Source organism: Nitrobacter hamburgensis X14 (assembly GCF_000013885.1).
Lineage (GTDB): Bacteria > Pseudomonadota > Alphaproteobacteria > Rhizobiales > Xanthobacteraceae > Nitrobacter > Nitrobacter hamburgensis.
In genome coordinates, this window is the sequence record NC_007964.1 from 346,331 (window position 1) to 369,577 (window position 23,247).

Consider the following 23,247-nt stretch of genomic DNA (forward strand, 5'->3'; position numbering starts at 1 on the left):
TTCTTATGCCGACCGCAACCCCTTACAAAAATCCTGATGAAGCTAGCGCAGGACTTGGCGCCGCCTTCGCGCCTACAAATGATGCGCAAAAGGCCGCGATAGCGAGTGCCGCGGCTATGGTGCCTGGGCAGAATCCCGTCGTATCGCCCATCCAGCGCACGATCGATCCGGGCGCGGACGCCGCGACCAAATATCTCGACACCTTTCAAGCGCCCGAGACGGCCGACCAGATTGCGGAGCGCTTGCGCCAAGGCTCCCAAGGCTCCATCGACGCCATCAACAAGGTCTATGACGACCAGGTAAACGCCAACAACGTAGTAGGCCAAGAGCGCTTGGCGCAGGACAACGCGATATCCGTCCTCTCAGGCCTTACCGGGTCGACCGAAGCGGGCCGTACGCGCGGGGCGGTGTTGGACAAGAACGACAAGGAGACGCAGGCCATCAACAACGAGCGCCTATTGAAGCTGCAGTCGCTCTACAGCCAGATATCGCAGCAGGCTATAGACCAGGCGCAGCAGCAGCGCGAGGACGCGACGAAGAGCGCCAACGACATAGTGACGCGGCGCAAGGACGCGCAGGCCCAGACGCTCGATACGCTCAAATCCATCGCGGCCGGGGGCTTGGTCGACTTCGACAGCTTCAAGAGCAGCCCGCAGAACGCTCAGGTGTACCAGCACGCACTGGACGCCGTGGGAGGCTCTGAGCAGGCGTTGCGCGGCCTCTTCGCGGTCAACCGCCCGCAGGATCAGCTTGTCGGCACGCCCACCCGCGTCGGCGACCATTTCATACAGGCGTACCAGAACCCGATCACCGGCAAGGTCAGCTATGACAAGGTGGAGGTGCCGGGCGGCTTGCCGGCCCAGTACAACAATTTCCAGAAAATAGGTGATAGCATCGTCGCTATTCCCGATGGCTGGGACGGCGACACCAGCAAGCTCAAGGTTATAGCGGGCGGCTCCTCAGACGGCAGCAGCGGCGCCCCTGGCGACAACCCGCAGCTCTATGCAGGGCTCAGCACTAAGACCGCCACCGCGGTGCGCGCGCAAGTCGCGGCGTTCAAGACTGAGCCTCTCGTGCAGAACTTCGGCATTATCCAGGAGGGCCGCAACTTTGCAGGCTCGCTTTCCAACACGACGAAGAACCCGGCCGATGACCAAGGCCTCATCTACGCGCTCGCAAAGGCGCTCGACCCGGGCTCCGTCGTCCGCGAAGGAGAATACGCGACCGCGCAGAAGTACTCGCAGTCGTGGATTAACGCCTACGGCAAGGGCGTGAGCCAGGCGATTATGGGAACGGGTTTCCTCTCCGAGCAGGCACGCCGCAACATCAAGGACACCATCGAGGCGCGCTACAAGGCCTCGCTCCAGTCATACACGCACTTGGAAGGACAGTATCAGACGGGCATCAACAACCTCACCGGCCGCGACGATGGCGCGAAGTTCGTCCGCGATTACCAGACATCGAGCGACAGCTCCGGCGGCTCCGACTCGGACCCGCTCGGGCTCGGAATCTAACGTATGCCAACGACTCAAGCACAACCGCAGCCCAGCGCAAAGTTATCGGCCGACCAGTTCGCCCAGTCTATCAAGGCGAAGTATCCGCAGTACGCGAGCGTGGACAACGCGACCCTGACGCAGAAGATGCTCGCCAAGTATCCGCAGTATGCCGACAAGGTGGACACGGCCCCAGCTCAGAAGCCCGGAATCCTGCCGCGCATCGCCAGCGATGTGAGCCAATCTTTCAATGAGCGCAGCCAAAACGTGGCGCAGTCCAAAGCCGATGTGCAGAGCGGCAAGCAGGGACTCTTCCACGGCCTCTTGCAGTCCGCCGGCCAGGCTGCCGGCCTGGTAGGCGACACGCTATTCGCAGCCGGCAAGGAAGCGGTGCGCTCAGTGGCGCCGAGTGCGATACCGGCTGTAAAAGGCGTGCTCACCTCGATTGCTTCCAGCAAGCCCGTGCAGGATATTGCGAAGGCCGGCGGCGACTTCGCGGCAAAGCATCCGGTGATCGCCAAGGACGCGGCGGCGATCGGCAATATCGCGAGCATCCTCCCCATAGGGAAGATCGGCCAGGTTGCGGCAAAGGGCGCGCAAGTAGGGCTGAAGGCGGCTGGGACCGCCGCGGCCAAGACAGGCGAGCGCGTAATAGCCTCCCAAGCCGCCAAAACGGCCTCTAGGACGACCGAAACTGCGTTCCGTGACGCATTGGACATCTCGCGCCCGAAGATGACCTCCAAGCTCGAACAGCAGGCTTTCAACGAGGGGCGGGTCGGCAAGCAGGGGATATTCAAGCCCGCGGCGGTCGCGCCGTCAGCGCAGGAGACCCGCGTGGCCGAAGCGCTTCAGCCGCTTGTCGAAGAGGGTCGGGTATCCCCCAAATTTGCGCCCGCGAAGAACCGCGAGGAGATCAACATCGAGGTGAGCCGCATCAACCACGAGGTAGAGCAGCACGCGCACGACCCGCGCTTCAACCAGCCGTTCAATGAGACTCAGCTGCGCACGCGCCTCAAGGCCGCGAAGAATGACCTGAGCATCGTGTTTGCTTCGGACCCGACCATCGAGCGCACGTACGATGCGGTTGCGGACGCGCTCGTGAAGAGCGTCGGCAAGAAAAACATCGCGGGCCTCTTTGCCGCCCGCAAGTCGTTCGACGGCATCCCCGCGGTCAAGAAGCTCCTCGACGGTCTCAAGGGCGCCGACGGCGAGAATCTGCGGCGCGAGGTGGTGCTGACCGTGCGCGGCGCGGCCAACGACCTCATCGGCGATTATCTGCCGGTCTACAAGGACGCGATGCGGCGTGAGACGAGCCTGTTGCGCGCATCGGAGAATATAGGAACTAAGATACGCGGCATCACCCAAGAGGGCCGCGCCATGTCATTTTTGAAAACGCCGAAAGGCAAACTGCTCAAGCAGGCAGCGATAGGCGCAGGCGTTGCTGGCGGGGCGATATCAGGCGGGGAAGCTATCCTTCGGTAGAAGGAAGCGGCCAACGAGAGAGGACAGGACGAGCACAAGCATTACGACAGGATGAAAAAGGCCCACCAGGAAGGCGAGGACGCTGACGACCAATAGGGCAAGCCAGAACATGACGGGTAGTATAACATATGGACCGATTCTTGTCAGGCTAAGGGGTTGGAATAACCAAACGTCCGCATCCACCAGCTCGAATCCACTGTTCTTCCGGCAAGCCGACTAATTTTGTACTGAAGAGTGTGGTCGAGAAATCTCGCTTCCGTAAGCAAGTCGTCAACTTCCTTACGGGGGACGCGACGCGCTTCGGCGAGTTCTATTGAAGCTGTGATTCGACTTATTTTGGTGAGAAGCGCGTCACGAATTGCCGTTTCCAATGCTTTCATCGATTCGTGCTCAGATAGTCGACGCAGGCTGCATTTTTCTTCTAGTTCTTGTACCGAAGCCATTATCCCCATCCTTGCCTGAGCCTTTGTAACGCCGCATGCTACACTGGGCGCATTACAAGTTCACTCTAATATCATGCTTCAAGTAGCAACCTTTTTAGTCCCCGCAGAGCAGGATAAGGCCAACGAGTTTTTGAAGGCCCACAAGCCGGTCGGCAATATCAATTTCAACAAGGACACCATCGTCGTGTTTTACGAGGACGATCCCGCAGCGGACATCGTCGAGCTGTTGGAGAGCGTTGGCAACGCCAAATTCCAGCAGGGGATCGCGCTCCACATGCTCAAGCGCGACATCGCGGGCCTCAATCCCGTCCACAACAAGGGCAAGTACGAAGAGCTTGATAATGCCATCCGCGCCACGCAGGAAGCGATGGACGACCAGGATGCCAAGGCCGACTACCTCAAGGGGCTCATCGAGGAGAAGCGGGCCGCCAAATAGGTATGGCCAGGGGCACGAAGGAAAACCCGACCCTCAAGCAGCAGCGGGCCATCCAGCTGCTCTATACCGAGGTGACGCGGCCCACGGGCAAATCAATCGTGCAGATACTTAAGGATGCCGGGTACGCCGAGGAGAGCGCGCGCCAGTGGACCAACATCATGGCGGGCCTGCGCCCCCACCTGAAGCCCGCCCTGGACTGGATGGAAATCCACCGCCAGAAGGTCATGGCCAAGATGGACGAGCACCTCGAGTACGCGACGTACGACGAGCTGCGCAAGTCGCTCGCCAGCCTTACTGAGGCTATCCAGCTGCTCGGAGGCAAACCGACGGCGAACATCGCCATCAGCGCCGAGGTGCGGCATCGTATTGATGAGCTAATTGAAGACTGATTATGACCGAATACCAACGCGCCCTCTGGAATCAGTACTGTTATTCGGCCTGCAATATTGACCCCCTGAGCCGGGGGATCGGCGTCCAAAATTGACCCCCGATAGGTTGGTCTGTTGCGCTGCCTGCTTTGGAACGAAGCAGGTGGTTGGGGATGCTGATCGTGGAGACGATTGCGCGGATACGCCGCGAGCACTTCATCAAGGGCAAGACGATCAAGGAGATCGCACGCGACCTGAAGGTGTCGCGGAACACGGTCCGCAAGGTGTTGCGGTCTGGGGAGACCTCATTCGAGTACGAACGTGCGGTGCAGCCGCGGCCGAAGCTGGGGCGATGGGCCGCTGATCTCGACGGATTGCTGGCGTCGAACGCGGCGAAGTCCGCTCGCGAACAGCTGACGCTGATCCGGGTCTTCGAAGAGCTTCGCGGGCGCGGCTATGACGGCGGCTACGATGCTGTGCGACGTTACGCCAGACGGTGGAGCCAGGAGCGCGGACAATCGACGGCGGCGGCCTATGTCCCGCTGAGCTTTGCACCGGGAGAAGCCTACCAGTTCGACTGGAGCCATGAGGTTGTCCTGCTGCATGGCGTGACGGTGATCGTGAAGGTCGCTCATGTCCGGCTCTGTCACAGCCGGATGCTGTTCGCTCGCGCCTATCCACGCGAGACGCAGGAGATGGTGTTCGACGCCCACGACCGGGCCTTCGCTCTGTTCAAGGGCACCTGCGGCCGCGGCATCTACGACAATATGAAGACCGCGGTGGAGACGATCTTCGTCGGCAAAGGGCGTCTCTACAATCGCCGCTTCATGCAGATGTGCAGCCATTACCTGGTCGATCCGGTCGCCTGCACGCCGGCCTCAGGCTGGGAGAAGGGCCAGGTTGAGAACCAGGTTGGGCTGGTCCGGGAGCGCTTCTTCACGCCGCGGCTGCGGTTCAAAACCCTCGACGAGTTGAACGCCTGGCTGCTGGATAAGTGCATCGCCTACGCCAAGGCGCACCGTCATCCGGAACTGACCGAACAGACGGTCTGGGAAGTGTTCGAAGCCGAGCGGCCGAAGCTCGTTCCCTATGCCGGCCGGTTCGATGGATTCCATGCCGTGCCGGCATCCGTCTCGAAGACCTGCCTGGTGCGCTTCGACAACAACAAATACTCGGTTACGGCCAACGCCGTCGGGCGGCCCGTCGAAGTGCAAGCTTATGCCGACCGCATCGTGATCCGCCAGGACGGACGCATCGTCGCCGAGCATCCGCGTTCATTCGGCCGCGGCGAGACGACCTACGATCCCTGGCATTATGTGCCGGTGCTGGCTCGCAAACCCGGCGCGTTGCGCAACGGCGCCCCGTTCAAGGACTGGGTGCTGCCGGCCGCGATCGAGCGTGTGCGGCGCAAGCTCGCCGGTGCCGACGATGGCAATCGGCAGATGGTCGACATCCTCAACGCGGTGCTGACCGACGGACTGCCGGCAGTCGAGGCCGCCTGTGCCGAGGCGATCGCCCACAGTGTCCATTCCGCCGATGTCGTTCTCAACATCCTCGCCCGCCAGCGTGAGCCGGCGCCACCAGCCAACATCCTCACCCCGGCGGCGCTGACCTTGCGCCATGCGCCGATCGCTGACTGTGCCCGTTACGACAACCTCAGGAGACCGGTCTGATGGAACGCACTCAACTCTTCGACCTCATGAGCGAACTCAAGCTCTATGGCATGAAGGCCGCCTTCGACGAGATCATGGCGACCGCCGTCAAGCGCCAGCACGAACCGCAACGCATTGTCGGCGACCTGCTCAATGCCGAGATCAACGAGAAGCAGGCGCGTTCGATCAAATACCAGCTCACTATCGCCAAGCTGCCGCTCGCCAAGGATCTCGATGGCTTCCAGTTCGAGGGCACCCCTATCAACCAGACGCTGGTCAATGATCTCGCCGGCGGTGGCTTCATCGCCCAGCAACGCAATGCCGTTCTGGTCGGCGGTACAGGCACCGGCAAGACCCATCTGGCTATCGCCATCGCCCGAAGCTGCATTCGATCCGGTGCCCGCGGGCGCTTCTACAACGTCGTCGACCTCGTCAATCGTCTCGAGATCGAGACCCGCAACGGACGGCAGGGTCGTATCGCCGAGCATCTGACCCGAATGGACTTCATCGTCCTCGACGAACTCGGCTACCTGCCATTTGCCCAATCCGGCGGACAACTTCTGTTCCATCTCGTCAGCCGGCTCTACGAGCGCACTTCCATCGTCGTCACCACCAATCTCGCCTTCGGCGAATGGCCCAGCGTGTTCGGCGACGCCAAGATGACCACCGCGCTGCTCGATCGTCTGACCCACCACTGCGACATCGTCGAAACCGGCAACGACAGCTGGCGCTTCAAAAGCCGCGACGATGATCAAACAACCCGCGCTCGGTCCGTCTCCGCAATCCCGGCCAGCTCCGACGGACCGAGCGCTACCGCTAAATCCCGTCGATCAAAGGGGTCAAATTTGGACGCCGATACGGGGTCAAACTTCGGCGCCGATTGACACATGCACGCGCCCGAGCAATAGTACTTGACCCACGGCGGCAGCTTGTTCGGACACTTCAGGCAGGTGCGGCGCGTCGTGTTAGATGCGGACGGCTCTGCTTCAAGTTTGTCTTTGAGGAACTCCGGCCGATACTGTTTCGGATCAATCGCCATATTAGTGAGGAAGATAGCCCGCCTCTTGTGGATTTGGCAGGGGAACGCCAGTCTCAGCACAGATGCGCTCAAGATATTCTCCGAACGCCAGCTTCGTCAGGGTTTTGGTAGTAGGCGTAACGGCGACCTCTTCTCCAAACACCGTCGCAAACTTGCGCGGAAGAAACTTCTTCTTGGCCCACTCATGCAATTCCTCCGGGGTGTGCCCTGTTTCGTGGCTTACGAAGCCGAGATAGACCCAGTAAAAGTTGTGCTGTGAGAGGCTCCGAACCGATACCTGCTCCTCTATCCTGACCCACTTGCCAGGATGCTCTTTGCACCAGGCTTTGAAGCGGGCCAGATTGTAGTCGGAGCCGAAGTCGAATTTTCCGTCATCCTTTATCTGGGCGCGGAACACCATGCTAGTCCAGGTCTATCGATGCCTCGTTTGCGCTCTTCTCCTCGCGCGGCTTGTCGGGGAAGACGCCGAACTTGGTATCGGGGAACATATTCAGTTCTAGGATGAAGCCCTCCTCTTTGCTGTCCGTAGCCTCGAAGTAGACCAGCTTGCCTACATTGCCCCACGCGGTCTTAGTCTCCCCATCCTTCTCATACTTACGCGGCACCGATACGTTGAATTTTTTCATTTAGATTACTTTTAGACGTTCAATAATTTCTGCGTTCTTCGCTTCGCCGTATTCCAGCGCCGTTGCCTTTAGGATAAACGCCTTTATGTCTTCCTTGGTAAGCAAGGGGATTTCTGATTTCACGTGGCACAGATCGACAATCTCTTTTTTTAGAGCGGCCTCTTTCGCTTCAGCGGCAGAGACAACGGCAGGCTTGGATACCTTAGGAGCCGCAGGTGCAGTCCGAGAACCGTTATTCATATGCTTGGTCAAGTCCCACACACGGTTGCCGCTATCATCGACCACAAAGGGATATTTGTGGCTGTCAGTGAGCGGGCCATCTGTTTTGACGTGGGCAATCTCTAGGTCATAGAGGAACCGACCAATGCCCCACTTGACCGCCGCTCGCTTGAAAGCATCCGAGGCTTGGCCCTTTTCCTTCTCTACGTTGCTTTCCGAACCTGTGTCCCACTTCCACACCCATTCGCTTTCCTCGTCGAAAAGCTGCATATCGTCTCCGCTTGGGCCTTTGATGGTTCGGTACTGTCGGATGCCTACGCCCCCGTACACTTGACCGCCTACATCGCGGAAGTCCGACTGCCAGTTCTCCGGCCCGCAGACCTCATCAAGAAGCTCCATCACATCGCGGACGTCGATGTAGGCCACGCATGATGCTGAAGACTTGTTCTTAGAGTAGGACTGCACCCGCCACTGATACGGTATTTTCTTCTTCAGTTCTTTCAGGTCCATGCATAGTTTCGTTACCTAGTAATCATCATGCGAATTGCTATTGTCGATCCGCACCTCCTGCTTCTGCCAGAAGGCGTCTTCCGCTTCGAGTTGCTTCCTAAGCAGAGCTTTATTCACCGCCGGCATCCCGCCGTCGGGATACACGCGGGCCTCATACTCGGCTATCTGCGCTTCGTTGTAGTCACTCATGCTATCAACTGCCGCAACTGGCTTTTAAGCACGTGGAGCGATACGGCGGGCCATCACTCTGCCTTCATGGGCGGGATGGCATGGAACGGCGCATCCTCTTTGAGCGCCCACGCACGTAAGTCCTCTTTGGCGACCTGCTCTTCTAACGCCTTGCGCGGCGTCCAGGTGCGGTCGTGGTCTAGCTTAGGCATACCACTTGGGAACTGCCGCGTAGGCGGCTGTTATTTCCGCATCATTGATAAATGAGAGCAACGCACCATCAGCATTGCTGTGTGCGGCTTCAGTATCGTCGCTCTCTGCCTGCTTCTTCAATAGCTCCAATAGTTCTTCTTTGTTCATATTTTCGCGCGGCGCTAAGACGACACTCGGGAGCATCGTCCCAGCGTCCCACGCCCGAGTTAACTTTGATAATTGCAGATGCGCCCGTGGGGAAGTGCAGCTTTCGAGACTGCATTTCTCAGTACTTTCTCCCGAGGAAATTTCCGTGGGCGTTCTACCGTTGAACTAACCTCCCCCAACGACGCACCTGCTGATGTAGGAAGGACATGCCTTCCGTTTTCAATGTGCTGGCTAGTCGCTGAATGAAGCGGGCGAGGATTTGGCAACATGCGCGAGTACTAGGTGAGTGCGCGAAGCATCTATCCATTCCATCGCAGTTCCGCGTTGTCACCTCGCATGTTGCGCTTACTGTTGGCTTTCAGCCGCAACCTTTACCCCTTTAACTGCCAACACGGGCTTATAGCGTCTACCTATTCCGCCACCGCTTCGTTCAACGACCAGCTCTATCTCTATCCTCTCATATGTACGTTGCTACGCAACTGCTATGCATATGGCACTTGGGGATTGTCGTTGTGTCAAGGTGTGAACAGCGGATTGCGCGTTTTTGCTACGCTTATGCTACAATCACACTAATGAAGAAAATGACCAAGGCGGAGGCGGGCCGCAAAGGTGCAATCATCCGCTGGTCGCGCATTTCCAAGAAGAAGCGGAGTGAGATTATGCGCCGCGTGGCTTATGCACGCTACGAAACTTGTGAGGTCTGCGAATTTCGCGCCGCCAATATTGGCTATCCATCGAAGTGCCCTAAACACTCCAAACTATGAAATGGGTTTGCTTATCCTGCCGCAAGCAAACAGAGCAAACGCTGGAGCCGTACTCGCCCGGCATGAAGCAGTGGTGGTGCCATGAGCATGGCGGGCCAACTGCAGTCCAGGCATCGAATAGCGAGCTATGAAGCTTGCGCCTCGCTGATAGGCGGCTTGTAGCCGGCTATGGCCCTTTCCGCTTCGGCGCGCTCGGCCTTTTCCTCACGCTTTCGGCGATCCTCATCCAAGATAAATTTAATCGACGAGTACGCGATGGTGAAGAAGTCTAGGCAATCCTGCTCATTCAGTTCATGGATACCGAGACTGAGAATGCCATAGAGCTTCTGATTGCGAACTAAAAAATCCGGCAAGTGATCTTTCATGAGCTGAATACGCTCATCTAATCGCTTTCCATCGAGCGCATCCACAGGCCAATTTTCAGAATCTCGAAGCTCTTCGAATTTTCTCTTAATGACGCGCTCAAAAATCCGGCGAACGTACACAAAGGACCCGATGCCCACACCATGCGACGCTAGGCCTATGGCCCGCGCGAGCTCGGCCCCGTCTTCGCCAGGTATGAGCTTCCGCAGGCCCTTAATGCTGCCCTGCTCAATTGTGGCATATGAAGGAAATTGGCCGCATTTTTCGACCGTATCCCGATATATGCGCAGATTGAACCTCAGCACATGGCTTTCATTCTGTACGCATTTGCACTGGAATTCGGCCATGACTTCGTTGGATGGTATCGAAGGGGTGTTGCCAAATCTCACCTTGAATATGGATTCGTCTTTGCAATGGGGACAATAGCCGCGAAGATTATCCCCTCTCGGGAAGTGCCCCGGCTGCAACTTCAGCGGCGTATAGATCGGCGTTTCGAAAAGAAAATGCTGCAGGCTGACGAAATCTTTTGGCTCTGACATCGCGAATCCCTAACTCTGAGGGGACAATCATAGCGCGACAGGGCACCTCGCGTCAGGCTGGGTAAGAATATGGGTATCTCTCTCCGGCCATTTTCGGAAAGTTGCAGCTTCTCAGCAGCTTAGGTGCTCAGTGCGGCTCCGCCCCTGGCACCATTAGATTTGTCACCTCCATATTTTTCAAAGACTTAGGTGGCACTTTCTTCCCACCCGATTTTGGGTCTGTCTCCGGTGGGAAAGTCACAGCAATTTCGGACTTTGGCTTGAGGCGCGCCATAGCTGCGGCTGCCAGGACTTTCTGCCGGGCCGCTTTGGTGTAGCGCATCACTTCCTTCGAGGTGGTGTGGCCGGTGATGGCCATGATCTCGTGCTCGCTGGAGCCCAGTTCCGCCAACCGTGATGCTGCCGCCTTCCGCAGCCCGTGCGCCCGGCCCGGTACTTTGGCGTCCTTGCATCGGTCATGAAACCAGTTACCGAATCCCGCGGCTGTGAATGGACGGCCAAGGCCATTAAGTAGGTAGGTGTCCTTGCCGCAGGCGGTGGCGTCGATGACGCGCTGAAGCTCGGGAATGATCGGTATGTCGAGCGTGATCGGCTTGTGCTCGCGTCCCTTGAACTGCGTAAAGTGCAGCCAGCCTTCGCGGACAAGCGCTGGCCCGAGCACGATCACATCCGAACGTCGCTGGCCGGTGTAGAGCAGAAGTGCCAAGGCGAGCCGCGCCATGGTGCCGATCGGATGCTTCTTCTCGAACTTCTCGATCTCCTCCAGCGACCACGAATGATGGCCGTCGCCTTTCGCCTTGAGGTAGGGCACGGCCTGCGCGGGATTCAGCGCCACGTAGTCATTCTCGATGGCGAAGGCAAACACCTGCCTCAACGCCTTGATCATGCCGTTGGCCGATTCGGGGCGATCTGCACGCGCATCGCGCCGCGCCCTGATGTGCTTCGGCAAAAGCAGCTTGTACGGTTTCTCGCCATCCGCGGCGCAGATGTGATCGAGGGTCGCGCGCCGAACGTATCGAGTGCGCTCGTTCAACTGCTTGTATTCAGCGGAGGTGTAATACTGCGAGCACAGCCACGCCAGCGAAGCCTTGTCGAACGGCTTGCGCTCTATGCGGGTGCTTGGTGGCGGCGGCTTGATGTTGCCGGCCAGAACGTCGCGATACGCCTGCCAGAATGCAGGCGTGCCATATTCATCCCGTAACCGAACCTTCGGCCCGTCGAGCGTGCGAACGTACCACCGGATGTTGCCATGCCGGTCGGTGTCTTTCGTCAGGCGTGGCGGGTTCGGTCGTGGCACCTACGCATCCCACGGGTTGGCGGCCTCTTTGCGGGGCAGCGCCTCAAAAGCTTCATCCAGTTCGAATCGGTCCCAGACCGTGCGGCTATTGATCATGCGCGGCGAGGGCATTCTGCCATCCTTCACCATGTCGTCAAACAACGATGGTGAAATGCAGATGTAGGTCGCCGCATCAACCCGGCGCAGGCCGCGGGGGACGATTCCCCCGCGTTGGTTGTCGTTGGCGTGCGTGGTGGTCATCAGGCGGCCTACCCGATTTTCACACTCAGAGGCGGCGGCGGTGTTTCGCCACGCTGACGGGCAGCATCACGTTCGCAGGCCCGCTCCATCATTACCTCGAATGCGTCATCGACCTTGGACTTCGGAAAGACTTTGGTTTCGGCTCCCATCGCAGCAATAACGTCAGATACCACGGCCTCGTTGCGCGCGTCCTCCATGGCTTTGCGAGCGAGCCGTGCTTCCATCGCGATGCCGTGCACCACTTCATCAATGCCGGCTGGATGCCAGGTAAACCCGATTGAGCCGAGCCTGCCAGTGATGGTGTTATTGAGGGGTGCAGGATTATCCACGTCGATCACCGCCAGGAGTTCTTCATTTTCGTAAGCTTCGAAAGCCTCGCGAAGAGACTCAAGTTTGTCGGCAGATGGAGTCTCCGACAGGAGTTTCTCGATTAGGGCGATAGCAGTGTAGTTTCTGCCGTCGTTTTGGTGACGTTCCGCCGTGCGTTGGCGAAACTCCAAGGTCTGTTGGAGAGCATAACTCAGATCAAAATCAGACATATCTTCACCCCGTAAAGCGTTCGCAGCACCACCATTGGCGCAAGCGTCATCGTTGCCCGTGAGGGCCGTCAGGTCAGGGTTTTCGTGTTGGCCCCACCGCGATGCCATGACTCGGCGGGTGCATGCGGAAGGACGGAGCTTGCCAAGGTGTCGCTGCAATAATTGGCCAGCGCGTATTCCCGCCGATCGATGGCGTGGGTGCGCTCGATCCAGTAGGCAAGAGCGAAGGCCCGGCGGGTCATCCGGTCGGACCATTCCTTGCAGCGCGCCTCAGTCCACTCATTCGCCTGATCAATGTCAGTCGCCTCGTCGTAGAGAAAAACTATCTGCGCAAGGGCTTCCATCGCTGTCACCGGCCGGACGAAAGATATTGTTTTCGCCACGTTCCGAGCTGCTTCATACTCGTCATAATCCGAGTTGCCGCCGGCATTTTCCTTCGCCTCGAAAGTCGTCGTCAGATCGCGAAAGAGCGCGAGCATATCCATCCCGGTCTGAGGCGGAATGTTGGGGCGTGATGGTGTGGCGGGTATCACGTTGGCTGTCTTCGGCAATTTTTCGTCCTCCGTTTTGCGCTATAATTCTTATTTAGCGCAAAAAACAAAATAAGCAAGACCAAAAGTGTATTTTACGCAAAAAAAGATTATGCTATGGCAACAGAAGCGGAGATTTATGTGGCCACGCCGAAGCAACTAGTTGAAAAGATTGCAGAAGAGACCGGTGTGCCTATAGGGACGGCGATCCTTCATGACCGCAATCTCCTGACCGCCGGTCTCCGATCGGAAGGACAGCGGGGCCGAGGCAAGTCGGTGGTGACATTCGAGGATGCCGCGAATCTCCTGATCGCGGTGGCCGGCAGTCGTAACGTGAAAGACAGCGCGGAGACGGTTCGGCTGTATGCGCCGCTGAAGGCGACCGCGCCGCTTGTATTCAACGACCAAGGCAAAGACATTGTGAGAGGGGAGACCTTCGGCGATGCGCTGGCCGCTTTGTTGGAAGCCCTGCCAGCCGATCGAGACTCATACCGCGATCCAGAACATGGATCAGTCGAGGTGACCATATACGGACCAAACCCGGCAGCGCGCATTATATGGAAAGTTGGCGAACGAGGCGGCACAATCGACTATCGGCCTCCGCATAAGCGGGGTGCCAAGAGGATGTTTGCCGACCTAGAATTCATTTCCAAGTTTACCCAGGTCACGATCGGACACGTCGGGGAGATGGTGGCAGCAGAAGGGTCTGACCCACGGCCCAAAAACTGATTGCGCTTCCGGGCACCTCAAGCCTAGCCTTGCTAAGGGTCTGGGGAGCCTTGAATGTCAAATTCAGATTTTATTGTGTTGGACGTGGAAACGGCCAATGCCGACTATGCCTCGATATGCCAGATAGGCTTGGTTGAGGTGGTGGCCGGCGAGGTGGTTTCTCAGGAAGCGATACTGGTGAACCCGGACGACTATTTCGATGGGTTCAATACCTCTATTCATGGAATCACCGCAGACCACGTTTGTGGCGCGCCTCTATTCCACGAAGTCCACGCCGCACTGTCTCAACGCCTTAGCGGCTCAATTATTGTGCACCACGGGCCGTTTGATCGGGTGTCTATATCGCGGGCATGCGAGCGCTGCGGGATTGAAAGCTTCGACGTGCAGTGGCTCGATAATCAGCGAGTAGTGCGCAGAGTGTGGGAGCAATTCAGCAAGAGCGGGTATGCCCTAAAAAGCCTGGCCGCGTTTTTCGGAATTGAATTCCAACACCATGATGCTTTGCAAGATGCCATCGCCACAAATGAGATATTCCGGCGAGCCCTAAATGAATCCGGAACGACTGCTGCTGATTGGCTATCCCGAATAAAGCAATCGCTGCCGACTACTGCGAAGACGATATCTGGCGATGGAAATCCTGATGGTCCGTTTTCTGGCGAAACCATCGTTTTCACAGGTGAACTGAATATCCCACGTTCAGAGGCGGCCGATATAGCTAAGAGGTTAGGATTCCGAGTCGAGGATGGCGTCACTAAACGCACGACTGTTTTATGTGCCGGGGTTCAGGATAGGACCAAAACCGGCGGATACGACAAATCTTCCAAACACCGCAAGGCCGAGTCTCTGGCGGGCTTAGGGCAGGACATTCGTATTCTGTCAGAGGGCGATTTTTGGGCAATCGTACCGAAACCGATGCGACCGAACGTTAAAACCGAACGGCCACCATCTGAGCGTTCCAATCATCGCGGTCAGTTAATCGTTTCGCTATCACTGGAAGACCTATTCACAGATGAGGAATTGCAAAGAATGTTGACCGGGATGCCTTTGAGTGACGCCTAAAGCCTAGTTGCCCCATCTGTCTCCCGCGCGCTACGATTGCGATGGGGGCGCAATGCATCGATTCCGAACACCGGAGCTTTTCCTAGGCTGCTTTCTTACGGTCGCCGTGTTTGCGGCCGGCATGCTTTTCGTTCAATGGCCATATCCCCATCAACCGGCCTATCAAATAAGTGCTCCCGCCGCCCAAGCCGAGAGCAAAGAAAAGCAGGCTGAAAGCAACCCAGCCGGATGGTCGGATTGGCTTCTTAAGGACGCGGCAGGTTTTTTCACCTTCGGTCTGGTCGCAGTGGGTGTCGGTCAAGCTCTTTTGTTTTTTATCCAATTGAGCCTTATGCGGAAGGGCATGACGGATTCGACCATCGGCATTCGCGCCGCTCGACGATCCGCGGTGGCGACCGTGGCTCAGGCCAGGGTAGCGCGCGATAGCGCCATCAAGCTCCAACGTCCCTATATTTTCGTCTTCGGTGTTACTGAATTTAAGCCCGCTCAAACCGCGTTTTCTATTGACTACACCGTCGCCAATTACGGGACTATCCCGGCCATTTTGGAGGAAGTCTTTGTAGGTTTTGTCACCAGTGACACAACCGCTCCAGAGTTGCCGTCGCGGATCGGGGACGATCACGACCTTTGCACGAGTCCGATTCTTGAAGCCGGTGGGGTCCGGAGGTCTCTCACCTCGATCGTCCCCACTGGAATGGACTCCAAGGCTCCCGTCAACATCTCGGATGACGCAGGCGGTTGGTATCCGGCTCGCTCTGAACCTGACTGGGTTGTCCCGCCGGGACACGAAGTGTTCTTCCGCGTCGTCGTTAGATATCGAGGCCCGTTCAGTAGCGGCCACGAAACATCCGCTACATGGTTGTGTGAGCGTGGAAGAAAACGACTGATTCAGCGAGGCGGCGAAGACTACAATTATAACAGATAGGATTAGAATTCGCCGCGCGATCTTCACAGCGTGTCCGTCTGGCACAGAATGTCGACCCACGCGCGTCGCACGTCCGGCGTGATGCTCTTAATGCCGTACAGGTTTCCGGTGCGGCTGTTTTTCAACTTCCAAGTCGTCAAGGCATCGGCCAAGGCTGGCTGCCACCGTAACGTAACAACCAGCGTCTGCTCAGTGGCGAGCCGGCCCTGCATCACGGCCTCGCCTGCCTTCAGAACCTTGATCGCTGCCGATGCTGTGACGACGGTTTCCCACGATTGCGTACTACCGCCCGCGCCGTCAGGCACCGTTACCAGCGCTTGCAATTCCACCTTCTCGCGCAGTTCACCTGCCGTCGTCATGCGTTGAATCCTTGTAAAGCTGTTTCCCATTCCGGGTCATCGTAGAGCGACGTTGTCGCCGCGCTGCCGCCGGCAGATGCTCTGTTGACACTCATGGCCGAGGCTTGTGCGCCATCGATTGAGAGCCATTTCTTCTGCTTGGTGAATCTCACGATATGCCCGGCTGCATTGGTCTCCGCTTCAACATTCGCGAAGCAGAACCGCAGCACGGGATGGCCGCCGTGCTTGAACTTCCGGCCAATGATCGCGCGTTGCAATTCAGCGATGGCTGGCATCATCGACAGACTGCCCTGGCGATGTTCGATCGCAGGAAGTCCATCCTCTAAAAGATTGTTGAGCAGGTTGCGTGCCATCGCAGGGTCGCACGCGATCTCCTGCACAGAATATGTCTGGCAAAGCTCGCGAATGCGTTCCTCGACAACCCGGAAGTCAATCACGTTGCCGGGCGTCGCCGTTATCAGCCCTTTGCGCGCCCATTCGATATAGGGCGCACCGGTCGCCTCTTGCCGCTGCCGCAGATTATCCTGCGGACAAAAGAAGTGCGGCTGCACGACATAATCGTCGCCGTCACGGAAGCACGCGATAACGACTGAAAGATCGATACTAGAACTAAGGTCGACGCCGAGCCAGCAAGGCTGCCCTTCAAGCGCCGCGACATCAATCTCGCCCTCGCCCTCGTCATAAACGAGCATATCGACGAACGGGGACGAACTGCTATCTTCCCAGATGTTGAGCTTATATCGCTTAAGGCTGCTGCGCTCGGTCGGATTGTCCTGAGCGCGCTTTACGTGACGTCGAAAGCCTTCGATCGAAGGATAGCCGTGCGGACTACCGGGATTAACGCGCCGCCAGACTTCCTCGCTTGTGTAATCGCAGTCCGGTTCGGCCTCAAACAACACCGGCAACACGGTCGGGTCGACGATCTCGCCGCGCGCAATCTTCCGCGCCCGATCGATGATCTCATACCCGATGTTATCGGTGCCGCGCCCTGCCGTCGTCGTGACGACCAGCAAACTGTTGTCGATCTTATCAAGACCGTTGGTAAGGACGGTCCACAAGTCCTTGCCGCGCCAGATGTGCGTCTCATCCGCGAGCACAAAGGCAGGTGTGCGACCTTCCGATGATGGCGCATCGGCCGAGATGATCTCAAGCTCGACACTGTCTTTCGGATAAGCGATCTTCTTTGCGCTGTTGAAGGCGTCGTAAACCTTCGTCGCTTTCACAAGCCGCTTATCGGCCTGCACGATGCCGCGCGCCTCTTTGAACGCAATACCGGATTGCTTGCGGTCGCTCGCCGAAAAGATAACCTCGCTACCGGGCATACGCTCGGGGCCGATCGTATGCAGCAAGGCGAGCGCAGCGCCAAGCGAAGTTTTCCGATTGCCGCGAGGCAGAAGCATGACGACAGTGTTGACGATACGCCGGCCGTCATCATGCCGCGGACCATAGATGCGACGGACGATCCGCTCTTGCCATGGATCAAGCTGAAATGCTTTGCCCGGCAACGTCGACTTCGGATGCTTCAGCCGCCGAAGAAACGTAACGGCGCGCTCGCCGTATCCGAATGGATCGAGGATCTCCGAACCGTCATATATCCACTCGGGGAATGTACTCTTTGCCGTCATGGTTACATCGATAGCGGACTGTCGTCATCCGCATCTTGATCTTCATGCACGCCGGCACGGCTGCGCGACGATGGTGACAAGCCTAGCTCCGCAGCCCAGCGGCGAGACTCCCCGGTGGCCTCGCGTAACGTTGCGAATGCCGGATTGCGCTTCAGCTCGCCCAAACGGTTTTCAACATACGCACCGTATTGTGCAATGGCGGCGCGAGCGTCGACGATATCGGCTGCGGCCTCACAGAAGCGCTCGACCGCATGAAGGTCGGCAACCGATATCACGCGGCGCTCAACCAGAACCGGCATCACTCGCTTCCATTCCGCCTTTGCCGCTGGCGGGAAATGCTTAGGCGGTTGCGGCACCGTGCGGATCGCGTCTGCGATCGGCTGCGGTGTGGCCTTGCGGCCGGCTGTATGCTTCATTAGCCGAACGTCCAGCCGCGAAGCTGATTGAGAATATCGCGTGCGCCGTATGGAATTTCCTTCAAGGAATCAGGCGCGGTGGATTCTCGGGTCTCATACCACGCGCTGGCAATGAGCAGCGTGGCCTGGCGAACGTCATCCGGGATATCCGAAGGCGGAGAATCCGCTTCCGGATCGTGATCCAGAAAGCCGCGGACGTACTCGGTCGCGGCTGCAATCTGCGCCTCAATCAGGTCATCATCATCATCAAACCCAATGCGTGCATGGGCTTTGAAATCTTCAAGTGTTGCGTAAGGCATTAAGGAACCTAACATTTAGGGAGTGACCCAATATGGAAATCTCTTGCGTGCTTGGTGGCCGCCGGTAACTAGCGGATCACGGCAAGTCTGCGACCACCGCCGGGTGATAGCGCCAGCCAGCAGCGCGCCTGCTGTGCGCGATGGTTTGAACGAGACGCATCGCGGTGCCATCAATCCGATGGGGCATCAGCGGGCTTGCTAGTGGCCTTAACGCGAACGTCATCCACTGACATGACGGTCATCATTGCACCGTCATCTTCGTCGTATGGAATGAGCGCAATCATCTCGTAACGGAGGCTTCCCTCGCGCACGCCAATGACGGTGCATGGCAACCACACACGCTGATGGCTACTGTCATGCGCGGCATACTCTGCCTCGAATGGTTCGATAGGTATCATTGCTTGATTGGTCTTCCAAAGCCGCCTTCGCAGGCGATGTTCTGTCTATTGTTGCAGGCGATGCAGGAAGGCTTCCAGTTGCTGCGCACAAGACGTAAGTGCGGTGCTTTACGGATGCTCACCCGATGCGCGACCAATACGGCAGGCCGACCACAATCCGCGCATACATCATTGCCAGGCTCTGCGAGATACGCCTTAGACAACCGACGCCACTCGGCATCGTATCCTCGCTGCGGTGCCGCAGGTCTAAGCTTGTCACGCTCTGCCTTCCGTTTGATGGAGCATTCGCACCGCTTGCCGGCTGGTACGACCCGGCCACAGGTGCATAGGCGTGGCGCTGCAAATGGCATTAGCGAGCACGGTGACAGAAGTACCAGCCCGAGGATTCCAGAGCGTCAATCAATTGCTCTGCCAGACTGTCATCCGCACCGCGTGACGCCAGCAGCAGCTTAATGATATCGATAGGCTTTCGGATGGTCATGCGAACCCCTTAGAAACGGCGGGGGAATCCACCGTCGCGGATTCCCCCTTGGTTGCGCGCGTTCAGCACGTCACGTCGCGCGCAGCCATACCAGTTACGCTACCGGCTTATCCGCAGCGTTACCCTTCACCACGATGGCACCGGCAACGATGCTCGTGCCGCTCGTCTTGGTGATGACGGCGCGGATGTAGCGCTTATTGCCGATGTAGCCCTGCTTGTAGGTCGAGGTTGCGGCAAGGCTGGCAGGCAGCGTGCCGACAAGATCGCCGGCCACAACATCCGTGAAGTCGCCGTCAGTCGTGGTGTCAGACTCCTGGACCTTCACAACGTACAAGCCAGCGGTGGTGATCGCGCCGGTATTGACGATGACCGCCGCACTGTTGAAGCCCTGAAGGTCAACGGCGGTGCCTTTGGTGGTCGCAGCGTAGTCGACGGGAGAAAGCGTCTGGTCGACGCCGATGTTATTCGCGATATCGCGCATTACTATTTATCCTTATTGAAAAGAGAAAGTGAGCGGGCCGAAGCCCGCTCGTTGATGGATTAGCTGGTCGCGCACTTGATCTTGCGGAGCGCATCGGCAAGAACCAACGCACCGCCAGTGCGACGACGCGCATGGAAGCGGACAACGCCAGACGTTGCCTGCGAGTACGGGTCGCGCATGATCGAAAGATTCAGTCGGTCATAGATGCGATAGGCATCGGAAACCGAACCGAACAGGATAGGCTCGGCAGCGGAGCCGATGTCATCCATGGTCGGATCTTCAATCAGCGGACGGCCAAGGATCGTCGCCGGGTCACCCTGCGCAAGGCCAGGCTGCCACAGGTAGGCACCGGTAGAACCGTCCTTCAGCTTGCGAACCGCTGCGATCGTCTTCGAATTCATCAGCCAGACGCCGCGATTGCGATAGTACGCCGGGAGCGAATAGAAAACGTCGATCAGGGTGTCGGCCGGCGCGGTGCCAAGCGTCGAAGCATTGCCGGTCGCGGTATAGGCAACGCCAGCCGCTTCCATGATGCCAATCGGCTTCTTTACGCCATCGCCCTGCGAGAAGCCGAGACCTTCAAGCCGACCGAATTCCTCGGACAAGTCAGAAGCAACTTCGGACTCGACATTGACTGCCGCGTCCTCAAGCAGGCGCTGTGACACGTCAACGTAGCAAGCCATTTCATGGATCGGCACTTCGATCTGACCATAGCTCGATTCCGTGCCCGGACGCGCATCGGTTTCGCCAACCCACGATCCGGTCGGACGGCCGGTACGTTTCGGCAGCAGAACTTCACCGCTGGACGTAGAGCCAACGCGAGCCGCCTGACGGATCGGCGACATTTCCACGATGCCCTTGACCACTTCGGCGCTGAACTCCGCAGGCGCCAGATAGCCGCCCGAGGTATCATCGGCAACGCGCAGCGACTTGATCTCGTCCGGCTGGAGCGTTTCCTTGCCGCGGCGAAGATAGCCGGTGAACGCTTTGCGCTCGTCGCTGATCTCGTCCTTTTTCTCAGTGTGAATGGCCGGACGATTGATCTTCGTCTCGATTTCGTCGAGGCGCTTGGTCAGATCGGCAACCGGTGCGGTGGCCTTCTTTACGTCTTCCGTAAGAGCGGTCAGCGCCGACTTGACTTCAACGATGGACGGATCGCCTTCGTCGACGTCAGCCGCAGATTTGGTCTCAAGAAAATGAAAGGTCATTGTAGTCCTAACTATTGATGGAGGTACGCGCAGAATTGATGGCGTCGACTAGCGCGCGGAACGTTGTCGGGCCGTTGGATTTGACGGCCTCAACCGTCGCTGAAGGCAGCATTGGAAAAGTGACCACGCTGATTTCGTGCAACTCGACTTCGTCGAGCATTCGAGTGCCCTTGGCTTTATCGAACCGGGCAGACTTGGTGCGGTAGCCGATCGACAATCCGTCGAGCGCTCCCGCCTTCAAGAGAGCGTGGGTTTCACGCCCTTTGACGGTATCGAGTACCAGCCGGCCTGAAACGCGCAGACCTTTGGTATCCTCGACGATCTCGGTCCAGACTCCGATTGGTTCCGTCTGGTCATGCTCCCGCAGCATCTTCACGCGAGAAGCGGATTTTTGCTTCAAGCTCTTGGTGAATGCGCCGCGAGTCACAATGTCACGACCCAAGTCGGTGATACCGAACAAGGAGGCGTAACCGGAGAATACGCCGTCATCGCCGACAGATTTAACGTCTAGCTGGACGACGCCAGTCTCGAGATTCTTCAAGCCGCTTGATCCTTTGGAGGTTGAGTGTTGTCGTTCGCTGGTGACTGCACATGAGGTGACGCCAGCACGTCGCCGTCCGGGAGTGGCGGGAGATTAAGTTCTCGCCTCACATCGTTGGCCGTCATCACGCCAGCGGACCGATACTGGCCGAATGCGGTTGCGCGAGCGGCGGGATCGGCCATCAACAGTTGCGACAGATCGAACTCGAAGTGCATCGTTGCCCGCTCTTCAGGCGTCAACAGTGTGCGCGCATAGGCGTCGCACCACGCACGCAACCAAGGCTGCAGGCCATACTTCACAAATTGAAGATCGAGCTGGACGCTATTGCTCCACGTCGCGCGGCTCATGTCCGACAACAGCGTGGCCGGAACTCGCGTCAATCGCGAGATTTCACTGACCACAAAGGCGCGTTGTTCGATTGCCTGGCTATCGACGGAGCTAAAGGCAATCGGTTCATACTTGCCCTCGTTGTCGATAACAGCAATGCCGCCCGACTTGTCGCCACCATGAGCGGAGCGCCACATCTGGGCGATGCGACCGGCCGCTACCGGATTAAGGCTACCCTTGAATGACAGAACGCCACCGGGCCGGCTGTTATTCTTAAACAGTTGTGACGCGCTGCGCTCAAGCAAGATCGCCAAGCCAATAGCATCGCGGCCCGTATGCAAGAGCCCCAACCCTCGCTGTTGCAGTGGATTGCTCGGATTTGGCGTCTGCAAATGAATAACGTCGGCTGGGCCATACTCGCGGCCATCGATCCGATAGACCGGTTCGCCATCAGGCTTGTACTCAAGCACCACGACCTGCCGCGGCACGTAAAGGATCTCCGCTGGCCGATCGGCGGTGCGCGTCACCAGCGCGAAGCCATCGCCAAAGATGATCGCGTCCAGCGTAACTCGACGGCGAATCTCGCCAGCCGACATCCATTCATTGCTGAAGCCATGCACAAGCTGATAGGCTGGATGTTGTTTTGCGGCCCGCTCGGAATCGTCAGCATCATCCTGCAACAATCGACACGATACGCCTGCCGTGGAGTTTGACGTGATGCTAACCGCCGCCTCGGCGGGGGGGCATCGCATAAGGGCATCAACCGTGACGGTCACGCCCGAGGCGGAAATGGCGAAGGCATCACATAGCGCAGCCCAACTGTCTGACGTGCAATCGGTCAATTCCGATTTCACTTCCGCAACAGGTGCGGATTTGCGGGAGAACCAACCCATTTACGCCGCCTTCCGCTTGCGCTTGGCAGGCGCGTTGTCATTGTCGGCCGGGATTGGCAAGCCGACGTTCTGCCGAGCGCGCCAATAAGGGACGCTGGCATCAATACCCAACTGGATCAGTTCGGCGCGGCGTGCGTCGTAATATGTTTTGCGGCTCGGTGCTGACGCCGCATACATGCGATCGGACTCGCTCTCGTGGTTCACTCAGCCCTCCAGGCTCGGATTTTTGATTCATGCTCAAGAGCGCTCGCGGCACTCCATGATGTCTGCGGATTCATCGCGTCGTCGAAACTGACCAACTCGCCGACCCAAACGTCGCGAACTTCAATTTCCCCATCGCGACCGATCCAAACCACTTCCGCCTCAGCACCACTTATGGATGCGACTTTGACCAGACGGCCGTTGTATGCCGCTGGCGAGTTCACTTTGATGGTCATG

General features: G+C 58.1%; 31 protein-coding genes and 1 pseudogene. 10 read left to right on the forward strand and 22 right to left on the reverse strand.

The window, feature by feature from the left end; genetic code table 11:
* Positions 1-5 precede the first annotated feature (5 nt).
* Together NHAM_RS01625 and NHAM_RS01630 are read left to right on the forward strand one after the other, a co-directional pair.
* Entirely contained in the window at positions 6-1,514 is a 1,509-nt protein-coding gene (locus tag NHAM_RS01625; protein ID WP_011508914.1) for a hypothetical protein, read from the forward strand.
* Between the two features lie 3 nt (positions 1,515-1,517).
* Positions 1,518-2,975, forward strand: a complete 1,458-nt coding sequence (locus NHAM_RS01630; protein ID WP_011508915.1) for a hypothetical protein — start codon at positions 1,518-1,520, stop codon at positions 2,973-2,975.
* A gap of 143 nt (positions 2,976-3,118) precedes the next feature.
* Here the strand turns inward: NHAM_RS01630 and NHAM_RS26315 are convergent, their stop codons facing one another.
* Positions 3,119-3,418: a hypothetical protein gene (locus NHAM_RS26315; RefSeq protein ID WP_157043499.1), complete on the reverse strand. Its 300-nt coding sequence runs from the start codon at positions 3,416-3,418 to the stop codon at positions 3,119-3,121.
* A 73-nt stretch (positions 3,419-3,491) separates the two neighbouring features.
* Here NHAM_RS26315 and NHAM_RS01635 point away from each other — a divergent pair, with 73 nt between their 5' ends.
* The 4 genes and pseudogenes from NHAM_RS01635 (at position 3,492) to istB (ending at position 6,758) form a co-directional block, all read left to right on the forward strand.
* On the forward strand, positions 3,492-3,854 hold the full coding sequence (locus tag NHAM_RS01635) for a hypothetical protein (protein ID WP_011508916.1): 363 nt from the start codon (positions 3,492-3,494) through the stop codon (positions 3,852-3,854).
* A 2-nt stretch (positions 3,855-3,856) separates the two neighbouring features.
* Complete coding sequence (locus NHAM_RS01640) at positions 3,857-4,243, forward strand: hypothetical protein (protein ID WP_011508917.1); 387 nt, start codon at positions 3,857-3,859, stop codon at positions 4,241-4,243.
* Between the two features lie 152 nt (positions 4,244-4,395).
* A pseudogene (gene istA / locus NHAM_RS01645) lies at positions 4,396-5,886 on the forward strand (IS21 family transposase); the annotation flags it as partial.
* A gap of 8 nt (positions 5,887-5,894) precedes the next feature.
* Positions 5,895-6,758, forward strand: coding sequence for an IS21-like element helper ATPase IstB (gene istB / locus NHAM_RS01650; RefSeq protein WP_011508919.1), 864 nt, complete (start codon positions 5,895-5,897; stop codon positions 6,756-6,758).
* Between the two features lie 156 nt (positions 6,759-6,914).
* On the opposite strand, the gene NHAM_RS01655 is transcribed toward istB, so the two are convergent.
* Genes NHAM_RS01655 through NHAM_RS01670 form a run of 6 tightly spaced genes read right to left on the reverse strand, consistent with a single transcriptional unit; the run spans position 6,915 to position 8,832 of the window.
* On the reverse strand, positions 6,915-7,313 hold the full coding sequence (locus NHAM_RS01655; RefSeq protein WP_011508920.1) for a hypothetical protein: 399 nt from the start codon (positions 7,311-7,313) through the stop codon (positions 6,915-6,917).
* A 1-nt stretch (position 7,314) separates the two neighbouring features.
* A complete protein-coding gene (locus NHAM_RS01660; RefSeq protein ID WP_011508921.1) occupies positions 7,315-7,539 on the reverse strand; it encodes a hypothetical protein in 225 nt (74 codons plus the stop codon).
* Positions 7,540-8,268, reverse strand: a complete 729-nt coding sequence (locus tag NHAM_RS23815) for a Rad52/Rad22 family DNA repair protein (protein ID WP_011508922.1) — start codon at positions 8,266-8,268, stop codon at positions 7,540-7,542.
* Positions 8,269-8,283: 15 nt separating this feature from the next.
* The gene (locus NHAM_RS26320; protein ID WP_157043500.1) at positions 8,284-8,457 is read right to left on the reverse strand and encodes a hypothetical protein; all 174 of its coding nucleotides are present in this window, start codon (positions 8,455-8,457) and stop codon (positions 8,284-8,286) included.
* A 53-nt stretch (positions 8,458-8,510) separates the two neighbouring features.
* Positions 8,511-8,648: a hypothetical protein gene (locus tag NHAM_RS26325; RefSeq protein WP_157043501.1), complete on the reverse strand. Its 138-nt coding sequence runs from the start codon at positions 8,646-8,648 to the stop codon at positions 8,511-8,513.
* Entirely contained in the window at positions 8,641-8,832 is a 192-nt protein-coding gene (locus tag NHAM_RS01670; RefSeq protein ID WP_041357566.1) for a hypothetical protein, read from the reverse strand. The genes NHAM_RS26325 and NHAM_RS01670 overlap by 8 nt, the downstream gene beginning before the upstream one ends.
* 536 nt (positions 8,833-9,368) lie before the next feature.
* On the opposite strand from NHAM_RS01670, the gene NHAM_RS01675 reads away from it, so the two are divergent.
* On the forward strand, positions 9,369-9,560 hold the full coding sequence (locus NHAM_RS01675) for a hypothetical protein (protein ID WP_041357567.1): 192 nt from the start codon (positions 9,369-9,371) through the stop codon (positions 9,558-9,560).
* A 125-nt stretch (positions 9,561-9,685) separates the two neighbouring features.
* Here the strand turns inward: NHAM_RS01675 and NHAM_RS01680 are convergent, their stop codons facing one another.
* From NHAM_RS01680 to NHAM_RS01705, 5 genes are all read right to left on the reverse strand, one after another.
* Positions 9,686-10,462: a hypothetical protein gene (locus NHAM_RS01680; protein ID WP_011508924.1), complete on the reverse strand. Its 777-nt coding sequence runs from the start codon at positions 10,460-10,462 to the stop codon at positions 9,686-9,688.
* Positions 10,463-10,589: 127 nt separating this feature from the next.
* Positions 10,590-11,759, reverse strand: coding sequence for a tyrosine-type recombinase/integrase (locus NHAM_RS01690; RefSeq protein ID WP_011508925.1), 1,170 nt, complete (start codon positions 11,757-11,759; stop codon positions 10,590-10,592).
* A complete protein-coding gene (locus NHAM_RS01695; protein WP_011508926.1) occupies positions 11,760-11,999 on the reverse strand; it encodes a helix-turn-helix transcriptional regulator in 240 nt (79 codons plus the stop codon).
* Between the two features lie 8 nt (positions 12,000-12,007).
* On the reverse strand, positions 12,008-12,538 hold the full coding sequence (locus NHAM_RS01700; RefSeq protein WP_011508927.1) for a DUF2766 family protein: 531 nt from the start codon (positions 12,536-12,538) through the stop codon (positions 12,008-12,010).
* Positions 12,539-12,606: 68 nt separating this feature from the next.
* Entirely contained in the window at positions 12,607-13,089 is a 483-nt protein-coding gene (locus tag NHAM_RS01705) for a hypothetical protein (protein WP_157043503.1), read from the reverse strand.
* A 96-nt stretch (positions 13,090-13,185) separates the two neighbouring features.
* On the opposite strand from NHAM_RS01705, the gene NHAM_RS01710 reads away from it, so the two are divergent.
* From NHAM_RS01710 to NHAM_RS01720, 3 genes are all read left to right on the forward strand, one after another.
* Positions 13,186-13,797: a hypothetical protein gene (locus tag NHAM_RS01710; RefSeq protein ID WP_011508929.1), complete on the forward strand. Its 612-nt coding sequence runs from the start codon at positions 13,186-13,188 to the stop codon at positions 13,795-13,797.
* A gap of 54 nt (positions 13,798-13,851) precedes the next feature.
* On the forward strand, positions 13,852-14,856 hold the full coding sequence (locus tag NHAM_RS01715; protein ID WP_011508930.1) for an exonuclease domain-containing protein: 1,005 nt from the start codon (positions 13,852-13,854) through the stop codon (positions 14,854-14,856).
* A 121-nt stretch (positions 14,857-14,977) separates the two neighbouring features.
* Entirely contained in the window at positions 14,978-15,781 is an 804-nt protein-coding gene (locus tag NHAM_RS01720) for a hypothetical protein (RefSeq protein WP_157043504.1), read from the forward strand.
* Positions 15,782-15,804: 23 nt separating this feature from the next.
* Here NHAM_RS01720 and NHAM_RS01725 read toward each other — a convergent pair whose 3' ends face one another.
* From NHAM_RS01725 to NHAM_RS01770, 10 genes are all read right to left on the reverse strand, one after another.
* Entirely contained in the window at positions 15,805-16,140 is a 336-nt protein-coding gene (locus NHAM_RS01725) for a phage head closure protein (RefSeq protein WP_011508932.1), read from the reverse strand.
* Positions 16,137-17,765, reverse strand: a complete 1,629-nt coding sequence (locus NHAM_RS01730) for a terminase large subunit (protein WP_011508933.1) — start codon at positions 17,763-17,765, stop codon at positions 16,137-16,139. Before NHAM_RS01730 ends, NHAM_RS01725 begins: the two co-directional genes overlap by 4 nt.
* A gap of 2 nt (positions 17,766-17,767) precedes the next feature.
* Positions 17,768-18,181, reverse strand: coding sequence for a phage terminase small subunit P27 family (locus NHAM_RS01735; RefSeq protein ID WP_011508934.1), 414 nt, complete (start codon positions 18,179-18,181; stop codon positions 17,768-17,770).
* Positions 18,181-18,480, reverse strand: a complete 300-nt coding sequence (locus tag NHAM_RS01740) for a head-tail connector protein (RefSeq protein WP_041357575.1) — start codon at positions 18,478-18,480, stop codon at positions 18,181-18,183. The genes NHAM_RS01735 and NHAM_RS01740 overlap by 1 nt, the downstream gene beginning before the upstream one ends.
* 973 nt (positions 18,481-19,453) lie before the next feature.
* On the reverse strand, positions 19,454-19,840 hold the full coding sequence (locus tag NHAM_RS01750; RefSeq protein WP_011508936.1) for a hypothetical protein: 387 nt from the start codon (positions 19,838-19,840) through the stop codon (positions 19,454-19,456).
* A gap of 59 nt (positions 19,841-19,899) precedes the next feature.
* Entirely contained in the window at positions 19,900-21,048 is a 1,149-nt protein-coding gene (locus tag NHAM_RS01755; RefSeq protein ID WP_011508937.1) for a phage major capsid protein, read from the reverse strand.
* 7 nt (positions 21,049-21,055) lie between these two features.
* Entirely contained in the window at positions 21,056-21,589 is a 534-nt protein-coding gene (locus NHAM_RS01760) for an HK97 family phage prohead protease (RefSeq protein WP_011508938.1), read from the reverse strand.
* On the reverse strand, positions 21,586-22,809 hold the full coding sequence (locus NHAM_RS01765) for a phage portal protein (protein WP_011508939.1): 1,224 nt from the start codon (positions 22,807-22,809) through the stop codon (positions 21,586-21,588). Before NHAM_RS01765 ends, NHAM_RS01760 begins: the two co-directional genes overlap by 4 nt.
* Complete coding sequence (locus NHAM_RS26330; protein WP_157043505.1) at positions 22,810-23,013, reverse strand: hypothetical protein; 204 nt, start codon at positions 23,011-23,013, stop codon at positions 22,810-22,812.
* Positions 23,010-23,246: a hypothetical protein gene (locus NHAM_RS01770; RefSeq protein WP_041357578.1), complete on the reverse strand. Its 237-nt coding sequence runs from the start codon at positions 23,244-23,246 to the stop codon at positions 23,010-23,012. The genes NHAM_RS26330 and NHAM_RS01770 overlap by 4 nt, the downstream gene beginning before the upstream one ends.
* Position 23,247: the final 1 nt, after the last annotated feature.